This window comes from Limnospira indica PCC 8005, from assembly GCF_000973065.1.
GTDB classification, from domain to species: domain Bacteria; phylum Cyanobacteriota; class Cyanobacteriia; order Cyanobacteriales; family Microcoleaceae; genus Limnospira; species Limnospira fusiformis.
In genome coordinates this window covers 3,735,467-3,754,078 of record NZ_FO818640.1, presented here as the reverse complement: position 1 = coordinate 3,754,078, position 18,612 = coordinate 3,735,467, and the positions used below count along the sequence as shown (strand labels likewise).

Sequence of the window (18,612 nt, the reverse complement as noted above, 5' to 3'; positions counted from 1 at the left end):
ATGAAACGTCGTAAAATTTTATCTTTCATTGGAGTATTTTTACTTAGCTTAAGTATAAATATCAGTTGCGCTCCCTCTCCGACGGGGAATGATATCCCCGTTCGGATGGGATATAGTGCATGGCCCGGTTGGTTACCTTGGGAAGTCGCGCAACAAGAACAACTGTTTGCCGCCAATAATGTCGCAGTTAATTTAATCTGGTTTGATGGCTATTTAGACTCCATTAATGCCATGACAGCAGGTCAATTGGATGCCAATACTCAAACGTTAAATGATACGATTGCCTCGGTTGCAGCCGGTTCGGATCAGGTGATTGTTTTAGTCAATGACAATTCAACCGGCAATGATAAAATTATTGTTCGAGAAGGCATCAATACGGTTGCGGACCTCAGAGGAAAAAGCATCGCTGTAGAAGAAGGAACCGTGGATCATTTCCTGCTCTTACTGGGGTTAGAACAGGCTGGTTTGACCCAGGCGGATATTAATTTACAGCCGTTGGAAACGGGTGCAGCGGCGGCGGCCTTTGTCGCCGGACAAGTAGATGCAGTGGGGGTATTCGCACCCTTTACCACCCAAGCATTACAACGTCCGGGCAGTAAAGAATTGTTTAGCTCCAAAGATTTTCCCGGGGCGATTCCGGATCATTTAGTAGTCAGCCGACAGCTAATTCAAAACCGTCCAGAAGCCGTACAAGCCCTGGTCAATACCTGGTTTGATACGGTCAGCTTTATGGAAGAAAATCCAGCAGCCGCCCAACAAATTATGGCACAACGGGCAGGGGTTTCTGTGGAAGATTATCAAAGCTATGCCGAAGGGACCCAAATTTTCACCTTAGCGGATAACCTCAAAGCGTTTACCCCGGGTAATGACATGAGTTCTTTATATTATGCAGCGGAAAGAACCAGTAATTTTTTGTTTGAAAGTGGTTTAGCAAAAGCCAAGCCGGACCTCACTCAAATTTTTGATGCCCAATTCGTGAAAGCCTACGCAGAAGCCCAAAACTAATCGGTCAGAGAGTCTGCAAAAACAGCCAGAATCAGCCAAGTCTCAGAAAGAGGGTCTTCCTAGACACCTGGGGTTGGAGAGGTGGAAGAATAATGGGACTTTAAATTAAAATGGAGTCCACATACAAAAAAATAAATTGCCCTGACGTTTTAAGTTCAAAAATCATGAAACTACAGTCAAACTATAGCGAACCGGATGGTTCAATGCCATGCCAAACAGAAGACCGAACATTGAAACCTAGCCTATTTTGGGGGATTGCTGATGATATTCCTAAATCCCTGAGTTGGAGTTTGATGGCGCTGTCGATCGCCATTCCAATGATGCTGTGGTGGTTAATTTCCCATGCCGGAGTCGTTCAACCCTTATTTTTGCCTACCCCAGAACAGGTGCTCAAGGCGATCGGCCATTTGTGGGGAACCGGGGAACTGCCTAAAGATATCTTTTATAGCTTGTTTCGCGTTCTGAGCGGGTTTACTTTAGCTGCCGCTATCTCCATCCCATTAGGGACCCTCATGGGAACCTTTGCCAGCTTGCGAGCGCTACTCGAACCGATTATTGGCATCGTCCGCTATATGCCAGCCCCCGCCTTTATTCCCTTGCTCATTTTATACTGCGGCGTAGGAGAAACCCCTAAAATATTACTCATTTTTATTGGCACTTTATTTTTCAATACGTTAATGGTTATGGATGCCGTCAAGTTCGTACCCAAAGAATTAATTGAAACTTCATACACCCTAGGAGGAAGCCGCCACCAGGTTATTTTGCAAGTGATTTTTCCCTTTATTCTCCCTAGCATTATCGATGCCTCTCGGGTGAATATGGCCGCATCCTGGAACTTAGTTATTGTCTCGGAATTAGTCGCAGCTACAGAAGGATTGGGACGGCGAATCAGTGTCGCTCAGAGATTTCTCAGGACCGATGAAATTTTTGCCGGGTTAATTGTGATTGGCTTAATTGGGTTGGCGATCGACCTACTATTTAGGTTGTTGCTACGCTTATCCTGCCGATGGTCCATCCAGTAATTTTACCCGGCTTAGTTTGCTACAAACCACCTTTTTTATTTAACTCTTGATGGAGGAACCAAATTATGAACTTACACGTTTCTAACCTTTATAAAGAATTCCCGAACCGACGCGGTTCAATCACTGCCTTAGAAAATATCAATATGCATATTGAAGAAGGCGAATTTGTCTGCGCTGTAGGTGCTTCGGGTTCGGGTAAATCAACTTTGCTGCGGGCAATCGCCGGGTTGGATGTCCCCACCTCCGGAGAAATTTTAGTGGATGGAATCCCCGTCATGGGTCCCGGACCCGATCGCGGTATGGTATTTCAACATTACACCCTGTATCCCTGGATGAATGTCCTAGAGAATGTCACCTTCGGTTTGAAACTGCACGGATTTTCGCGATCGCAACGGCGACAACAGGCCGCCTATTATTTAGACATCGTTGGCTTATCTCAGTTTGCCCGGGCATTCCCCAAAGAACTCTCCGGTGGCATGAAACAACGGGTAGCGATCGCCCGGGCTTTAGCCTGCCAACCCAAAATTTTGTTAATGGACGAACCCTTTGGGGCCTTGGATGTACAAACCAAAGAAGTGATGCAACAATTTTTATTACAAATTTGGGAGCAAACCCGCACCACCATTTTAATGATTACCCATGATGTTGAAGAAGCGGTCTTTTTATCTCAACGGATTTATATTCTAACGGCTCATCCTGGGAAAATCCAAGAAGAAGTGAATATTTCGTTGCCGGAAAAACGTACTTATCAAATTCGACGAGCAGCCAAATTCCAAGACTATAAATATCATATCATGGGCTTACTTCGTGGAACTTTAGCAGAAATTCCCCTCGCCGGATAAACCTCGCTCAATTTTAAGGATTAGGGAAAAATAAACTTTGAAAATTTGTATCTAAAGCTGTTTTATTCATGATAGCTTTAGATACAAATTATTGAGATTATTCGTACCTAACTCAAGGCTGTAATCAACAATAATAGCTTGCATCCAATCTGGATTGGCGAGTCGTACCACCGAGTACGAACTCTGTGATTTTAAGAATATTGGGGAACGAGAAAATTTTGATATTTTCAAATTATTAATGAAATTTAATGAGTGAAAATGATGATACCGACCGCAGTTGATTTGATGCATTGCACTTGATTATTTACATTTGCCCCTACAACATCAAAGTAATTCAAAAAAATTAGCTGCTATCGGGACTAATAGAGTTATAAAAATCCACTTCTTATGCCCCGAAAACAATACCATAAAATCACCTTAAATATACCACAACCGGGTGCTTTCATTCTTACTTAAAACCCATTTAATTGTAACAAGCCGTTTTTCGGTGTCGTTGGCTAAGATAGGCTTAAATACAGACTTCTTCGGTGCGATCGCATCAAGTTTGGTGATTTTTTTTGTTAGAATACCCGCACTATTCCAAACTGTCAAGACGCCATACCCGCGCAGTTTTGTCCCAGGAGGCGGTGACGATGCTTTCCCCATCTGGGCTGAAACTAGCGCTAAAAACCATACCTTTATGGCCGGTGAGGTCTGCCACAAGCTGACCACTGCGGTCCCATACCCGGGCGGTGTTGTCATCTGCAGCCGTGACGATGCGCTCCCCATCCGGGCTGAAACTGGCGGTGTAGACCCGACCCTGATGGCCGGTAAGTTCCGCCACAACCTGCCCAGGAAGGTCCCAAACCCGGGCGGTACTATCCGATGAGGCGGTGGCGATGTAGTTCCCATCAGGACTGAAACTGGCGCTGATGAGCGTACCCTGATGGCCGGTAAGGTTAGCTACAAGCTGACCACGGCGGTCCCATACCCGGGCAGTCTTGTCCATCGAGGCGGTGAGGATGTGTTCCCCGTCTGGGCTGAAACTGGCACTGATAACCCAACCTTCATGGCCTTTGAGTTCCGCAATAAGTTGACCCTGGCGGTCCCAAACTCTTGCAGTTTTGTCCAAAGAGGCAGTGAGGATATATTCCCCGTCTGGGCTGAAACTCGCGCTGATGATTGAACCCTGATGTCCGACAAGTTCAGCAATTTGATTGCCACGGCGGTCCCATACCCGGGCGGTGTCATCACCAGCAGCGGTAAGGATGCTCTCCCCGTCCGGGCTGAAACTAGCACTAAGGACTGGACCTTGGTGGCCGACAAGTTCGATAAGCAGTTGACCCAGGCTGTCCCATACCCGGGCGATGTCACCGGCAGCGGTGAGGATGCTCTCCCCGTCCGGGCTGAAGTTGACGCTGATAACGTTATCTGGATGGTCGGTCAGTTCGGCAATAAGTTGACCACGGTGGTCCCAGACCCGCGCGATTTCCCCAGAGGCGGTGAGGATTTGTTTCCCGTCTGGGCTGAAACTGGCGATGATGACCGGATCTGGATGTTGAAGTTTATAGGACTCGGAGACCGGGATGGCGTTTTGAGTGAGATAATTCGCTAGAAGATTCTTGTTTGTGTCCAACGTTCGCACGGGATTTCCAATCGGCAGAGCGAATACCTCGGTAATTGTAGAGACAATTAAGGATGCTGCAAAAATCCCTACCCCCAAGTAAAATCGCTGTTTTGTAACAAATTTAATACCACCTAATAAACAATATAAAGGGTGTGTAATCTTTTCATCTAATCCCCTTTGACTCTTGATTAAATTTTTTGACATGACTTGTAATTTTCCTGATAATTTTGAATTTTTGAATTGGAATGCTACCTGAGTTGCAGTTGATTAGCAAACTAAGCCTGGGCAGTTTCGGGGACAAAATAGGTTATCACCTCGGGTTCCTTCGTCAACTGCACAAAATTCGCCCACTTTTCCAAATCTGGGGCAATTTAGCAGATTTTTTTGCCGCATCATTACCCCCCAACACTAGGGAAGAATCGAACGATTTCGGAAACTTTTTGGCTAAATGGGTGGCATGAACTCCCCTGGGTATTAACCTGCGTAAGCGTTTCCAACCTCCGTACTATGTTTGTCTTAATAAAGTTATTTTTGATTTAATTTGAAACTTTTTCAGCTAATTTGCGAAGCCTCCCTCCTCTTTTAGTCGATGGTGCATACGCCGTATTTGTGCCAAACTTAATATGAAAAAATTCACTCAAAACATTCAATTTTTGGCTGACGGTATTGGGATGAAGCTGAGTCATCGCAGCTATTTCGGCATAGGTTCGAGGTTGGTCACTAATCGCATTAAGCAATTCGATACTCGATTGTACACTGCTCTATAAAACTTACACAAACCCGGACATAGCCGGATATTGATGTTTATTTCTTGCTTCGTCCGGGACTGTCGGCAGCACCCCGTCCACAAGTGTAATCGTCGGAGCCCGGCGATTTTTCTAAATTTATGCTCGCATTCAAGTCACGATCTATCACCAGACCACAGTTTTGACATTCAAAAGTCCGCTGGCTTAACGGCATTTTTTGACGATGGTCACAGTTAGAACAAAGTTGACTGGATGGATAAAATCTATCCGCAATCATCAACTTTGACCCATAGCGTTCTGCCTTGTAACTGAGTTGCCTACGAAACTCATAAAATGAGGCGTCAGCGATAGAACCGGCCAAACAATGATTTTTCAACATTCCAGACACATTCAAGTCTTCAATGACTACTTGGCTGTGGTTTTTAGCCAAAAAAGTAGTTATTTTATGAATGGTGTCCCGCCGAATGTTTGCTACCCTTTGATGTAGCTTTTGGACTTTTAATAGACATTTGACCCGATTTTTCGAGTCCTTGACTTTGCGACTTAAATGGCGTTGTAATCGAGCCAGTTTTTTGCGGGCTGCTTTATAAGCTTTGGGATTAGAGAATGTTGTCCCATCAGAGCAAGTCGCCAACGTATTAATTCCTAGGTCAACTCCGATTCTCTCTCGACATTTCGGTGTAATTTCTTGGGGGATTTCTACAAAAAAGCTAATATACCAGTCACCGGCTTGGCGCGTTATGGTGACTTTCTTAACCCAACTTTCGGGTAAAGCCTCAAATGTAGAAACCCAGCCCACAAAAGGCAGCTTATGGCGAGTTCCTGACAGATTGAATGGCTGTCCGGAATTGTCAAGCGTAAAACTATCATGGTGGCCTTTCTTCTTAAATTTAGGATAACTGCTTATTCCCTTGAAGAAGCGCTTAAAGGCATCCCCTAGATTAATGAAGGCATATTGATCAACTTTAGAAGACAATTCGGACATCCAAGGATATTGAGGTTTCACATAATTAGTAAAAACCTTTTTAATGGAGTTTATATTAGGCTTGAGTCCCTCTTCATAAGCTGACCTCCATAAGTGTAATCCCCAATTAAACACGAACCGAGCATACCCCGCGTGTTTGGCCATCAAGGTGCGATGACGGTCATTGAGTTTGAGTTTTGTCCGGAAAGCTTTGATTGGTTATGGTCGAAAGGGAAGTCACCTTCCCCAACTCCACTTCCAAACCGTACTTGAGACTTTCACCTCATACGGCTCCTAATGTAGATACCCTTTTTGTCACTAGGAACAGGGTTACGAACCCCCGCTTTATGATTCCAACTTTGGGAGCTTGGCATACAACTCGTAGTCTTTAAACTCGCTCTCGTCATATTACTCCTACTTGTCGCAGTCTCTATATCTACACCGTGACTAGTGGGCATATCCTAATCATTACAATTAGGCATTGGCTTTCAGTCACATCCTTTCCCCTCAATGGGTTAGGGGTCGAGAGTGAAGTCACCTTCACCCTCTCCCATTCAGAACCGTGCTTGATAGTTTCCCATCACACGGCTCCTGGTGTGGATACCCTATTTGTCAAAGGAGCAGAATCAAGAGACCTGCTTTCTACTTCGATGTTCAGAGCTATATGCACCACGTAGTCTTTAAACTCGTCCTCGCCATTATACTCTTACTGACCGCAGTATCTATATCCCCACCGTGACCTGTGGGCATATCCCAACCATGACAATTGGGCTTTAGCTTCTGGTCACATCCTTCACCCTCTAAGCATGCGCTTACATTTTTCACTACTGCCTTGTGAATAGCATTACTCACTTGTTTATAGGCAGAGCATTAGAGGGGTGACAACGTTCCGATTATATGGGCATTCCATCGTTAGATTTGTCCTCTCCGCCGGGGTACTTTTAAAGGTCTGTGTAGGTAGTCGCACGAACCCCCTACTTTTCCCCTTGCCCTTTTGAGCGCAGCGTGTCAACCTATTTCGCTGCTAGTGTATTACGATGGTTCAAGTCGGACATTCGGTCTTGCTAATCATAGATGGTTGGCAGTGGTCGCGTCTTGGTAGTAGGTTCTACCTCACGCCTTCCGTTCCCCGCTTCAATCCTGGAGTTATGATTTCCAAAACTGGGGGTGGCTATCGCCGTTACTCTCTACTCCCTGATTTCTCAGTTCGTTTATGACCTTGAGTTCCCTGCCTTGCTTAGTTCCCTAAGCGTCGGGACATATAACCAGTTATGAGGATGGTCAGGAGAGGTCTCCTTATATCCAGATTCGGAGCTGGAATCCTCACCGGGTAGTTATTTCGGGCATTTCAGCCCTATTTCATACCCGAACGTCTCGCACTATACGCTTACACTTTTCACTACTCCTTGTGAGTAATATTGCTCACTTTTTTGATAAGGAGAACCAATGAGGAGTTTAAACGTTCCGTTTATATGGGCATTCCATCTTTAGACTTGTCCTCTCCACCGGGGTACTTAAAAAGGTCTGTGTAGGTGTTTTATGCAAAACCCTACTTTTCCCCTTGCTCTTTTGAGCGCAGCGTGGCAACCTATTACGCTGCTAAATCATTACGATGGTTCAAGCCAGACATTCGGTTTCCCTAGTCATGGATGGTTGGCAGTGGTCGCATTTGGTAGTAGGTTCTACCTCACGCCTTCCGTTCCCCGCTTCAATCCCAGAATCGTGTATCCTGAAATTGGGGGTGGCTATCGCCTTTACTCTCTACTCCCTGATTTCTCAGTTTGTTTATGACCTTGAGTCCCCTGCCTTGCTCAGATTTCTCCAAGCGTCGGGACATATAAACAGTTATGGGATGGTCAGGATACGAGTCCCTTATATTCCACCAAGGGGTGGAAGTCCCACTAGGAGGCTATTTCGGGCATTGCATCCCTATTTCACTCCTAAACGTCTCGCACGGTTATGGTCGAAAGGGAAGTCGCCTTCCCCAACTCCAATTCAAAACCGTGCTTGATACTTTCACATCACACGGCTCCTGATGTGGATACCCCTTTTGACATCGGGAACAGGGTAACGACTCCCTGCTTTTGTGATTTCAACTTTTGGAGCTAAATACAACATCGTAGTGTTTAAACTCGCTTTCGTCGTAAACACTCCTAATTGTCGCAGTCTCTATATCCACACCGTGACTAGTGGGCATATCCTAACCATTACAGTTAGGCATTGGCTTTCAGTCACATCCTTTCCCCTTAAAGGTATACGCTTACACTTTCACTACTCCGCAGGTACATCCTGCCACTTGAGAGCCTAAAAGGGGTTTAAACGTTCCGTTTATACGGGCATTCCATCTTTAGATTTGTCCTCTCCACCGGGGTACTTTTAAAAGTCTGTGTAGGTGATGTCATGATTACCCTACTTTTCCCCTTGCTCTTTTGAACGCAGCGTATCAACCTGTTTCGCTGCTAAATCATTACGATGGTTCAAGCCGGACATTCGGTTTCCCTAATCATGGATGGTTGGCAGTGGTCGCATTTGGTAGTAGGTTCTACTTCACGCCTTCCGTTCCCCGCTTCAATCCTGGGGTTATGATTCCCAAAACTGGGGGTGGCTATCGCCGTTACTCTCAACGCAATTGTTAAGGAATCATTAATATTTCCAGTTGGGCGTTTTGACCTTGAGTTCCCTGCCTTGTTTTGTATATTTCTATACCAAACGTTGGGACATATAAACAGTTATGGGATGGTCAGGGTACGAGTCCCTTATATTTCACCAAGGGGTGAAAGTCTCACTAGGAGGTTATTTCAGGCATTGCAGCCTTATTTGACTCCTAAACGTCTCGCACCATGATTGGATTTTACCATGAAGAATCCGACTTGATGAGTATGTCGTCAGGGAAATTTGGCATGGTCTGGGGTTTGACCGTATATTCATTATTGAGTTGCGAATCTTTTTGGGTATTGTACCTTATTGTCCTAAGATGTAAAGCAAATCTTGGATTAAATTCTTGCTCCCCCCCTGGAACAATACACCGTTAACCTAGAAGAAACCGGCGAGTTAATGATTCCCGAACCTGTGCGGAAACAACTGAACCTGCAAGCGGGCGATCAACTCACTTTAACCCTTGAAAAAGATGGCAGCCTGCGTCTGGTCAGTTGGCGTGAGCAAGTCCAAAAACTCCGGGGAATTTTTAAAGATATTTCAAACGGTGTAAGTCTCGCCGACGAACTGATTCGAGAACGGCGTTCCGAAACACAGCCGGACGACCAATGGTGAGTCAAAATCCCCGTGCCTCAATGTCCTGAGAATTGGGGCGATCGCATTTTTCCCCCGCCGGGAATTTCGGAAAAGTAAACCTAGGTGACCAAAAAAAAATTTTCTGGGCGCGCCCCCGCGCTTTTTTTTTCAGAAAACCCTATCTTTTTCTGGCAGTCCGTGCTACACTCTAATATAATGGGAATATTTGCGAAAATATTATTTTTTCTCACATACCATTATTTAACATACTCCTATCATAGCCAACTAGCGCCGCCGTGTCAACCCCTATTTACTAAGGCGGGCGGGCCATAATTTTTTTAAAAAAAGCGGCAGGTTGATAACCTAGTTAGAGCGATCGCCTAAAACTTTCCAGGTTTTTTCATCTACAACCCCGGTAGCTTCTAAGCCCATAGCCAACTGAAAGTCAGAGACAGCCGACAAAGTTTTCGGACCAAATATACCATCAACAGGACCCGGATCATGTCCAGTCAACTCTAGGCGAGTTTGCAGAGTTCTGACTTTAGAACCGCGATCGCCTTGTTTAATGAGAGTTTCTGCTATAGTCTGCTGGTGAGGATCTTTTGAGAGAGCCTGCCAAGTGCTGCGATCGACCACTCCAGTAGGTCTGAGACCCTTAGCCAATTGAAACTGAATGAGGGATCGTTCAGTGCGGGGACCAAAGAGACTATCTATACGACCGACAGAAAAGCCATGTACTTCCAGGCGCTGCTGTAAACCGGCGACCTGTGCTCCTTCAGTTCCTCGCGCTAGGGTCATTTCCCTAGGTCGAACCTGGTTTTCTTCAGGTTGATAGAAGGGTTCAGCAAAGGTAGTTTCTTCGCGAATTTCCTCACTGGGTTGGTAGAAAGGTTCAGCAAAGGTAGTTTCTTCGCGAATTTCCTCACTGGGTTGGTAGAAAGGTTCAGCAAAGGTAGTTTCTTCGCGAATTTCCTCACTGGGTTGGTAGAAAGGGTCAGCCAAAGTGCGACGATCGCCTGTTGGCTGTTCTGGCTGATAAAACGGTTCCGAGAATAGACTTTGATCATCAGAGAAACTCCGACGATCTTGGGTTAGTTGGAGAAGTCGTTCAATTTCGGACTCTGCGATCGCCGATCTAGTCCCGGACGTGGCGATCGCGGGACCTGTAAAGCTGGGAATTGCTAAAGCCATGATGCCAGCAATGATAGCAGTTTTGATACCCATTATGACTAAGCGTGCGTGTTATGGTTTGAGGTTATAGCTGTTAGTTAAGCTATCCGAGATCACATTGTAACATCCGGATCGGTTTTCCGACACACTCAAACCGATCCCAAATGACTCAAATCTCTAGCCCGGTTCGCGGAGACCAAGCTATCTCTAACGCTGTAGATGCTGTTGTAATAACTCCTGAGACCTGGGTTTATAGATCAAATAGAATAAAGCCTCCAAATAGCGCATCATATCGGCGCGTTTTTCTTTAGAGATATATTTCCAGAACCCATAGACGCGGGTAAGAGTCAACAATCGGGAAGTGTGTATTTTCCAAGTATAGCTGCTGTAAACCCGATCCATGCCCCGTTGAGAAATTTCATTCCAGAAGCCAATATTATATTGACATCGAAGCAGAAACTCATCTAACTTAGCAGCAGTCTCGTCATAGTTAGTGGGGTTAATGTAAAAGCCATTAATTTTATCTTTGATAATTTCCAGGGGTCCACCGAATTGAGTAGCAAAGGTAGGTAAACCGGATATCATGGCTTCTAAAATAGTTAACCCAAAGGCTTCAAATAGAGCCGGTTGTACAAAGACACCATGATGGTCAGCAATTACCCGATACATTTCCCCGGTATCAGTTTTAGAAAGACGGACACCGATCCAGCGAACTTTATCATAAAGATTATAATGCTCAATGAGATGATACATCTTTTGAATTTCTTCGGCTTCTTCATAGTCGCTAGAATCTTCAACCCGCAGTTTTCCCGCAATAAAAATCAAGTTAGCTTTTTCTTGGAGTTCGGGATGTTGACCATAGCATTCTACCAAACCAGTGATATTTTTAATCCGGTCTAAACGAGCGACAGAAAATAGGGGTGGTTTAGTTGGGTCAGCCAATTTCCCAAACACTTGGCTAGGGTCATCCAGGTGAAAAATCAAATTTTCTAGTCGTTGGCGATCGCTTGATATGCGTTCTTCGGTGCGAGTATAGGGGAAGAAAATGGTCTCATTGACCCCAGGGGGAACCACATTAAATTTCGGGCTAAATAGTTCGATACCATTGACCACATGATATAAACCGGGCATAGTATAAGACTTATAAGACTCATACTGACCGACACTATCAGTAGTGCCAATAATTTCTTGATAGGTGCTGCTAATAATAAAATTAGCGGCATTCATAGCAATCAAATCGGCGGTAAATTGCAAGGAGAAATGATATTTATCCTCCATATTCTGCCAGTACAAATCACTAAACACATATTTAGATTTTTCTAAAGCATGAGCTACATTACACTGAATAACATTCAGGCGTTTAGACAGCAAAAATGCCACCAAATTACCATCAGAATAATTGCCAACAATTAAATCAGGGCGACCTTGGAACTCCGCCAAAATTTCAGTTTCAGCATCAATAGAAAAAGTTTCTAGGTAAGGCCATATCTCAAACCGAGATATCCAGTTTTGGGTAACATTAGGGTTAAATTCCCGGAAGGGAACCCTGAGAATCCAGGCATTTTTAGTGCCATAAACTTTTTCTAATCGTTGATGACAACGAGTTCCATCACTATGAGGAATTAAACGAGTTAAAATCATCACTTTTGGTTGCACCCCCAAAACACTCAAGCCCGAGAGTTTCAATTCTTCCTCTAGTTCCATTTCTAAGCTACGCGCCTGGTCTAAAATATAGACAACTTGACCGCCTGTATCAGGACGACCTAAGACCCCTTCCTGACCAAACCAGCCATGAATAGAGACTAAAACGATACGGAAAATCATGGGAATACGAGCGAGGAATGCTTCTAAAACTTGATGGTCGGGAGAGTCCAGAAGTTCGTCTAGCATTTCTAGGGTTTCTAAGGCGCGTCTGGCGGTATTTCCCCATCCGGGTTCAAAGCCAATTTCTTGCAATTCAAACCGGAAGTTTTCGTAGGGTTCTTTGGGGGAACGCTTATTAAGTAATGAAATGGCTTTTTTAATGGCGTGGGAAAGTTGGTTTTGATTAGTGATGCGATCGTTAATCATTAATTGTAAGCCATTATAAGAATGGAGGCTCAGAAATTGATACAGAGATTCCAGCCATTGATTAGAGTCTTGAAAGAGTTTGCTCGATAAATAGCGGTTGAGATAACGGACTCCTTTACCGATATTTTTGGAGTCTCGCAGTTGGGGAGAATAGTCATAAAAGGGGCCAAAGTCTATGGCGAAAATATTACCTTCATGGGGATGGTGATGGTCCACGAAGTGATCTCGTAAATCGAGCAATTCCTGAACACTCATGACATCAACGGATAGATCAGGTCGGAGACGAAACCTTTCCTGGGTGGCTATCTGGGGACGTACAATCAAGCAAATGCTTTCATTTTCGAGAATAATTTCTTGGGTATAGTAAATCAGTTTACTGAGGTTAGAACTATGAACAAAATGATCTGATTTTTGAAATTTAAGGCAATAATCAGCAAAGGCTTGTAGGATATCATTGCGGAGTAAATATCGCTTTTCTGAGATTCTCAGTTCACTAGCGAATTGTCGCAGATCCTGTTTTTCGTCGCTATCAATTACGTTCTGAATGAGTTCGGACATGAAAAATTCTCCTGATTAGTTTCTTGTCGATGTTGTGGTTATCCCTAACCCTGGCTTGATTTATAGGTCTTCGTTTGTTGATCACACATCTTACCCAGTATAGATTTTGGCTGGGAAGGTTTGACAAAAATTTATGGTGATATGGTGATATGTTGATGGGTCTTGTATTTTGGCTATTTTCTGATTTCCCATATCTGTCAGGGAGAGGGGTGGAGACTTAAATATCCCTGAAATGGGGGGTTATGCTAATGGGGGTGACTCTGGTTGGGACAATATACTTAGGGGGTGGGCGCTATTTCATCAAAAATGGTGAAATGATGATTTAGATCCTGATCCCCCGGGAAGGCGATCGCATGATTTCATAGAAATATGGTAGTTTTCTATGATTTAGCTTTCCCCTTATACCTGGGTCCCTAATCTGTTGTTAGGTATAGTTATGATCCGAATTATTAGATTAATTATTATTTGTTGTACAATCTGATGGTATTTTGGTCTCTCAATCTATAAGTGATATGTCAACAATGGATTACAACAATACGCCGAAACCCATCACGGGTGAAATGGATGATAAGGCTAAAGCCCGTTTGCTTCTGACATTATGGGCGTTGGGAGGAACACAGACTAAGGTTAAGAAAAGTGATCTGACCAGTAAAGTCAAACAAAAACGACAAGGTAAGAAAGTCGGGATTTATCAGGGACTCTATGAGGATCTCAAAAATGCTGGGGCGATTGAGATTCATAAAGAAAACCAAGTCCCAATGGTTTTATTAACAGAAACAGGTAAATGGATGTTGGTTGAAGCCTTACAAAATCATGAATTTGAGTTTGAGGGAACTGTGGTTGCGTCTCGGTTGGCTAATGGATTAGTTGATTTAGTTCGAGCCATAAGTCAGAGAACATCTGGGACTGATACCTAATCATATTTAGCCAAAAATTGGGAAGTTGAACTGTCTTGACTATCCCCCAACCAATGACCCTATTTCCCCCTAATCAAAACATGGGATAGATTTGAAAAACCTTCCTTGTAAATACCAGCACTCAAATCTGGATCGCCTTTCATTTCCGTGATCAAGTTTACTCCTCACACTTTCTTAAACGCGATAACGGATTCAGATCCAGATTGATGTGGTCTAATTATGAGGTGTGTCTACTAACAATCAATACACCCCTATCATGTTGCTTGAATGGAGATGTTATTGTGGCTTCGATTTGCCTTTTTTAACCATAGCACCAACTCCTCAAACAATTAAAGCTACAGTGGCTGAAGGTTCGGGGACAGATTTCTTATTATATTCTGTTTGCATTTGATGATAAACGCCACTAGCAATAATTTGATGGGCTGTGGTAGTGGGGTGGATATAATCCCAGAATAGATACTCGTGGGGGTTCTGACAAATTGTGCCTGATCTTAAGGATAGACAGCTATCAGTTACGTTGGTTAATCCAAATTGTTGAGGGTTAGCGATCGCATTATCGAATAAACTACCCACATCAAAAAAGCTAATATGGGCATTAGATAAACTTTTATTTAACCCTAAGATTCCTTGCTGTAAGGCTTGATTATGTTGGATACTGAGGCTATTAAGTTCGGCGGGATTAAAGGAATTAAAAGGGTCAACTGGGTCGAAGGGATTAAATTGGGCAATGGGTGTTTTTCCTAATTGCGGTAAATTTAGCACTAGAAAATTACGGGCTCCCACACCATACAAAGAACTTACAGCTTGCGTAATATTATTAACGGGGATATTTACATCAGTTTCCCTTCCCCCTAAATAATCATTTGCTCCCGCCCAAAGAATATATAACGCATCAGAATTGGCGGATTGACCGGACATTAATAAAGGGGCAATAAATGCCTGTAATTGAGTTGATAAACCTGGTAAAAATCCTGGGTGGCGTTAAAATCTCCGGTTGTCGCTCCATTAAAGGCAAAATTTACCCCGTCAATGGGAGAGTCTGGGTCTATTAATGTAGTCGGATTTAAACCGAATTCTGAGGCTAAATAATCTACCCATAGTAATCCATTAGATGCTCGTTGGTCGAAGTAGGGTAGACCTTGAAAAATGGCTCCGCTAGTGGCTTGATAAGCGTTACCTGTATCTGATCAACCATCTCCAAATATATAGATTTGACTAAAGTTAAAGGTGGCGGTGATCGCTGAGGTCTCGGTAATTATATTTATGGCGATCGCACCAATAATGCTAGTAGTTAATGAGATGCTTTTGTAGATGCTTTTCATAACCAGCCCTGGTGTGAATTGGGGTAATTTGTACATGGTAAGGCAACTTTAACATGATGACTCCGTGAAATTACATAGGCTGGTGTAAACTTTCAGGATGATTTTAGTAAAGGTTTGGTAAAGCCATGGCGCTGAGGTCAGGGGATAATCAATAGTTAATTTACCCCCAGACCTAAAATTAATGGGAATTAAGTATCTTTGAAGGAACGCATAGTTGGGAATAAAATAGCATCGCGGATACTCTGGGTATCAGTTAAAAACATAACTAGGCGGTCAACTCCAATTCCCATACCACCACAGTTAGGCATCCCCAAAGAAAGTGCTTGAATAAAATCTTCATCCATGGGGTGTGCTTCATCATCTCCGGCTTGTTTTTGAGCCAATTGTTCCTCAAATCGCTGGCGTTGATCTACGGGGTCATTTAACTCAGAAAACCCGTTAGAATATTCAGTGCCATGAATAAATAATTCAAACCTCTCTACAAATCCCGGCTTAGAACGGTGTCGTTTAGCCAAGGGACTGACTTCTACGGGAAAATCAATAATAAATGTAGGTTCAATTAGGGTTGATTCTACCTTTTGGTCAAAGACGGCATAGAGTAAATATCCCAAATTTTGAGTATTTAAGTCTGTGAGTCTCACGCCGATCGCTTCAGCTTTGGATTTAGCTTCTGAGAATTCCAGGGTATCAAAATCTAAGCCAGTTTCATCTCGGACAGCTTCGACCATAGTTTTAACCCGCCAATGTTTTCCGGTGAATGTGGGATAAATATTGCTGTAGTCATATTGGCGATCGATACTGATTTTATCTCCCTGATAATCAATCTGAGTAGACCCGCCCAAAACCTCTGTAGCTACGGCACAGATTAAGTCTTCAACCAAAGCCATAATTTGGAAATAGTCAGCATAGGCTTGATAGACTTCAATGGAGGTAAATTCTGGGTTATGGGTGCTATCAATTCCCTCGTTACGAAAGACACGACCAATCTCGAAAACCTTTTCCATACCGCCACAAACGGCACGTTTTAAGAACAATTCGGTAGCAATACGCAAGTATAAATCAATATCTAGGGCATTGTGATGGGTAATAAAGGGTCGCGCCGCCGCGCCGCCATAAATAGTCTGGAGGACGGGGGTTTCAATTTCATCAAATCCGGCATTCCATAGATAGGTGCGAATGCTGCGGATAATGCGGCTACGGAGTTTAAACCGCTGTAGGGATGTGGAATTACTAACTAGGTCTATTTCCCGGTGGCGGCGACAGAGTTCGGGGTCATTGATGCCATAGTAGGAGTCGGGGAAGGGTATGGTAGCTTTGGAGATCACGTCAAGGCGGGATACTTGAATGGAGAGTTCCCCCCGGTTGGTGCGGCAGCCAATACCCTCGACTCCGATAAAGTCGCCAATATCGAGAAGTTTTTTAATTTGGTTGAATGTTAAACCGGGGTCGCCTGTGACGAGTTTTTTCTCGATTTTGAGTTGAATGGTTGCTGATGCGTCGGTTAAGCCAATAAAGCCAATACTACCGCTATCGCGTTTGAAGGTGATGCGACCACAGACTCGCAGGGGAAGTGCTTGGGGGTCGGCTTCTCCGTTGGCGAGTTGGTGTTGTGGTTGGGAAAAGTGATCGTGAATTTCTTGGGCGAGGTGCGATCGCTCAAAAGCTACGCTAGGATAGGGTTCAATACCCTGACTACGCAATTCTTCGACTTTTTTGGCACGAACTTCTAATTCGTTGCGGGTTGGATTCTCAGGCATTTCGGAAATTACATTATAGATTAGAGTCCTAGGATCTCATATCATAGCGATGGTGAAGATCAGAAGAACCGGATATTTATCAGTTACTGTGGTTAACACTTGTTTATCCCATGAGGAAGGTTAAACCCAAAGTTAGGCTCGTTGTCCTGGGTGCTATTATACTGGCAGTAGGTGCGATCGCTATTGGTTTAGCGTTCAGGCCTGATGCTGAAAAGGATTTGAAGGCTAATGGGGATGCTCTGTTTGAGCCGATAGTGGGGAATCCTGGCTTTGAGGGGGAACCGCCGCCAGAGGTGAGGCGCAATTTTCCTGATGGTGAGTTTCGGGGTGCTGATTTTTACCCGCGAGCCAAGGCTAGAATTAGGAGTAATCGGGTAAATGTTCGCCGACTGGCTACTCTCAACACTGGAAGTATTGCTAGGTTATCGGAGGGGACGGTGGTGGAGGTGGTCGATCGCATTGATATAGCATTAGTCAAGGTGGTTAGGACGCAGCTTTGAGAACGGAATCCATGGCATTATGGAGAGAATCAAACTGCTCAATACAATGGCGAATGCGGGCTTTCAACCACGACCAACATTTCTCTATCTTGTTGAGGTCTGGCGAATAAGGTGGTAGATAGAGCAAACGGCATTGAGCCGCCTCCACTAGCTCAGGAATCCGTCCCCCTTTATGAAACGTTGCATTGTCTAGCACTAGAGTCTGACCTGGCTTCAGTGTTGTAATTAAGATGAACTCCAACCACAACTCAAACACTGTCCGATTACAACAACCCTCAAAGGTAAAGGGGGCTAAGAGTTGTTGATGACACCATGCGGCTATATAGCTCACCCTGCCCTGCCTCTTCCCGGATTTGAGGGCATGGAAGCGTTTTCCTTCCTCGCAGTAACCATAAGGGTAATCCGAGTCCTGACTATTCATGCCGGCTTCATCGAGGTAGGCCACTTCTTGTGGCTCCATCTGTTCAATCTGAGCCATAAACTCCTCTCGCTGTTGCTCATCACGTTCTTGGTAGCCGTAAGTTTTTTTTCTGGTGAAGCCAATTTTCTTCAAGGCTCTGGATATGGTGCGAGGAGAGATGTCGTCATCCCAAAGTTCAGCCATTTGAGCGGAGGCTTGATCGCCATGCTCTTGGGCAAAAGCCTTGAATTTTTGCCAGTCGGTAATTTTGTGGTTATTGCCAGGTGGGTGATTAGGTTTAGGGAGGAAGTCTCCGGTCTGTGCTTTTCTTTGCAGCCAGAGATTAATGGTGTTCCGGCTGACATGGAAAACTGGACTGGCTTCTGTTTTGGGCATACCGTCTAGTTCAATTGCATCAATAACTTTTTGTCTGAGGTCGTAACTATAGGGGGCTGGCATTTTTGGTCTTCTTAGTCATCTCGTCCTCTCCATTATACGTCCT

Annotated in this window: 16 protein-coding genes; 6 read left to right on the top strand and 10 right to left on the bottom strand. The window is 44.3% G+C overall.

Going from position 1 to position 18,612, the window contains the following annotated elements; genetic code table 11:
* The 3 genes from XZ46_RS16360 to XZ46_RS16350 all read left to right on the top strand — a co-directional run bounded on the left by XZ46_RS16360 (window position 1) and on the right by XZ46_RS16350 (window position 2,869).
* Window positions 1-1,005: an ABC transporter substrate-binding protein gene (locus tag XZ46_RS16360; RefSeq protein ID WP_008048892.1), complete on the top strand. Its 1,005-nt coding sequence runs from the start codon at window positions 1-3 to the stop codon at window positions 1,003-1,005.
* 164 nt (window positions 1,006-1,169) lie between these two features.
* A complete protein-coding gene (locus tag XZ46_RS16355) occupies window positions 1,170-2,027 on the top strand; it encodes an ABC transporter permease (protein WP_008048891.1) in 858 nt (285 codons plus the stop codon).
* 65 nt (window positions 2,028-2,092) lie between these two features.
* Complete coding sequence (locus XZ46_RS16350) at window positions 2,093-2,869, top strand: ABC transporter ATP-binding protein (protein ID WP_008048890.1); 777 nt, start codon at window positions 2,093-2,095, stop codon at window positions 2,867-2,869.
* Between the two features lie 417 nt (window positions 2,870-3,286).
* Here the strand turns inward: XZ46_RS16350 and XZ46_RS34420 are convergent, their stop codons facing one another.
* The 4 genes from XZ46_RS34420 to XZ46_RS16335 form a co-directional block, all read right to left on the bottom strand.
* Window positions 3,287-3,460 (bottom strand): hypothetical protein, encoded by a 174-nt coding sequence (locus XZ46_RS34420; RefSeq protein WP_157234364.1) that lies wholly within the window; start codon window positions 3,458-3,460, stop codon window positions 3,287-3,289.
* Window positions 3,444-4,679, bottom strand: coding sequence for a WD40 repeat domain-containing protein (locus XZ46_RS16345; protein ID WP_008048889.1), 1,236 nt, complete (start codon window positions 4,677-4,679; stop codon window positions 3,444-3,446). The genes XZ46_RS34420 and XZ46_RS16345 overlap by 17 nt, the downstream gene beginning before the upstream one ends.
* Window positions 4,680-5,011: 332 nt before the next feature.
* Window positions 5,012-5,212: an ArsR family transcriptional regulator gene (locus XZ46_RS38085; protein ID WP_008048888.1), complete on the bottom strand. Its 201-nt coding sequence runs from the start codon at window positions 5,210-5,212 to the stop codon at window positions 5,012-5,014.
* A gap of 67 nt (window positions 5,213-5,279) precedes the next feature.
* On the bottom strand, window positions 5,280-6,350 hold the full coding sequence (locus tag XZ46_RS16335; protein ID WP_008048887.1) for an RNA-guided endonuclease InsQ/TnpB family protein: 1,071 nt from the start codon (window positions 6,348-6,350) through the stop codon (window positions 5,280-5,282).
* 2,889 nt (window positions 6,351-9,239) lie between these two features.
* Between XZ46_RS16335 and XZ46_RS16330 the strand changes: the two genes are divergently transcribed.
* Window positions 9,240-9,455: an AbrB/MazE/SpoVT family DNA-binding domain-containing protein gene (locus XZ46_RS16330; RefSeq protein WP_006624814.1), complete on the top strand. Its 216-nt coding sequence runs from the start codon at window positions 9,240-9,242 to the stop codon at window positions 9,453-9,455.
* 324 nt (window positions 9,456-9,779) lie between these two features.
* Here the strand turns inward: XZ46_RS16330 and XZ46_RS16325 are convergent, their stop codons facing one another.
* Together XZ46_RS16325 and XZ46_RS16320 are read right to left on the bottom strand one after the other, a co-directional pair.
* Window positions 9,780-10,640 (bottom strand): peptidoglycan-binding domain-containing protein, encoded by an 861-nt coding sequence (locus XZ46_RS16325; RefSeq protein WP_006624815.1) that lies wholly within the window; start codon window positions 10,638-10,640, stop codon window positions 9,780-9,782.
* A gap of 153 nt (window positions 10,641-10,793) precedes the next feature.
* The gene (locus tag XZ46_RS16320; RefSeq protein ID WP_008057219.1) at window positions 10,794-13,214 is read right to left on the bottom strand and encodes a sucrose synthase; all 2,421 of its coding nucleotides are present in this window, start codon (window positions 13,212-13,214) and stop codon (window positions 10,794-10,796) included.
* Between the two features lie 521 nt (window positions 13,215-13,735).
* On the opposite strand from XZ46_RS16320, the gene XZ46_RS16315 reads away from it, so the two are divergent.
* Window positions 13,736-14,131, top strand: coding sequence for a hypothetical protein (locus tag XZ46_RS16315; RefSeq protein WP_006620051.1), 396 nt, complete (start codon window positions 13,736-13,738; stop codon window positions 14,129-14,131).
* Window positions 14,132-14,452: 321 nt separating this feature from the next.
* Here XZ46_RS16315 and XZ46_RS36830 read toward each other — a convergent pair whose 3' ends face one another.
* The 3 genes from XZ46_RS36830 to lysS form a co-directional block, all read right to left on the bottom strand.
* Entirely contained in the window at window positions 14,453-15,049 is a 597-nt protein-coding gene (locus XZ46_RS36830; protein ID WP_008057217.1) for an SGNH/GDSL hydrolase family protein, read from the bottom strand.
* 269 nt (window positions 15,050-15,318) lie between these two features.
* Complete coding sequence (locus tag XZ46_RS37600) at window positions 15,319-15,453, bottom strand: hypothetical protein (protein WP_008057216.1); 135 nt, start codon at window positions 15,451-15,453, stop codon at window positions 15,319-15,321.
* Between the two features lie 188 nt (window positions 15,454-15,641).
* Window positions 15,642-17,210 (bottom strand): lysine--tRNA ligase, encoded by a 1,569-nt coding sequence (gene lysS, locus XZ46_RS16305; RefSeq protein WP_006668156.1) that lies wholly within the window; start codon window positions 17,208-17,210, stop codon window positions 15,642-15,644.
* A 110-nt stretch (window positions 17,211-17,320) separates the two neighbouring features.
* Between lysS and XZ46_RS16300 the strand changes: the two genes are divergently transcribed.
* Window positions 17,321-17,710 carry a hypothetical protein gene (locus XZ46_RS16300; protein ID WP_008057215.1) on the top strand — a complete coding sequence of 130 codons (390 nt, stop codon included), beginning with the start codon at window positions 17,321-17,323 and terminating at the stop codon, window positions 17,708-17,710.
* On the opposite strand, the gene XZ46_RS16295 is transcribed toward XZ46_RS16300, so the two are convergent.
* Window positions 17,694-18,569, bottom strand: a complete 876-nt coding sequence (locus XZ46_RS16295; RefSeq protein ID WP_048895137.1) for an IS630 family transposase — start codon at window positions 18,567-18,569, stop codon at window positions 17,694-17,696. The two genes, XZ46_RS16300 and XZ46_RS16295, sit on opposite strands and share 17 nt — an antisense overlap.
* Between the last annotated feature and the right edge of the window lie 43 nt (window positions 18,570-18,612).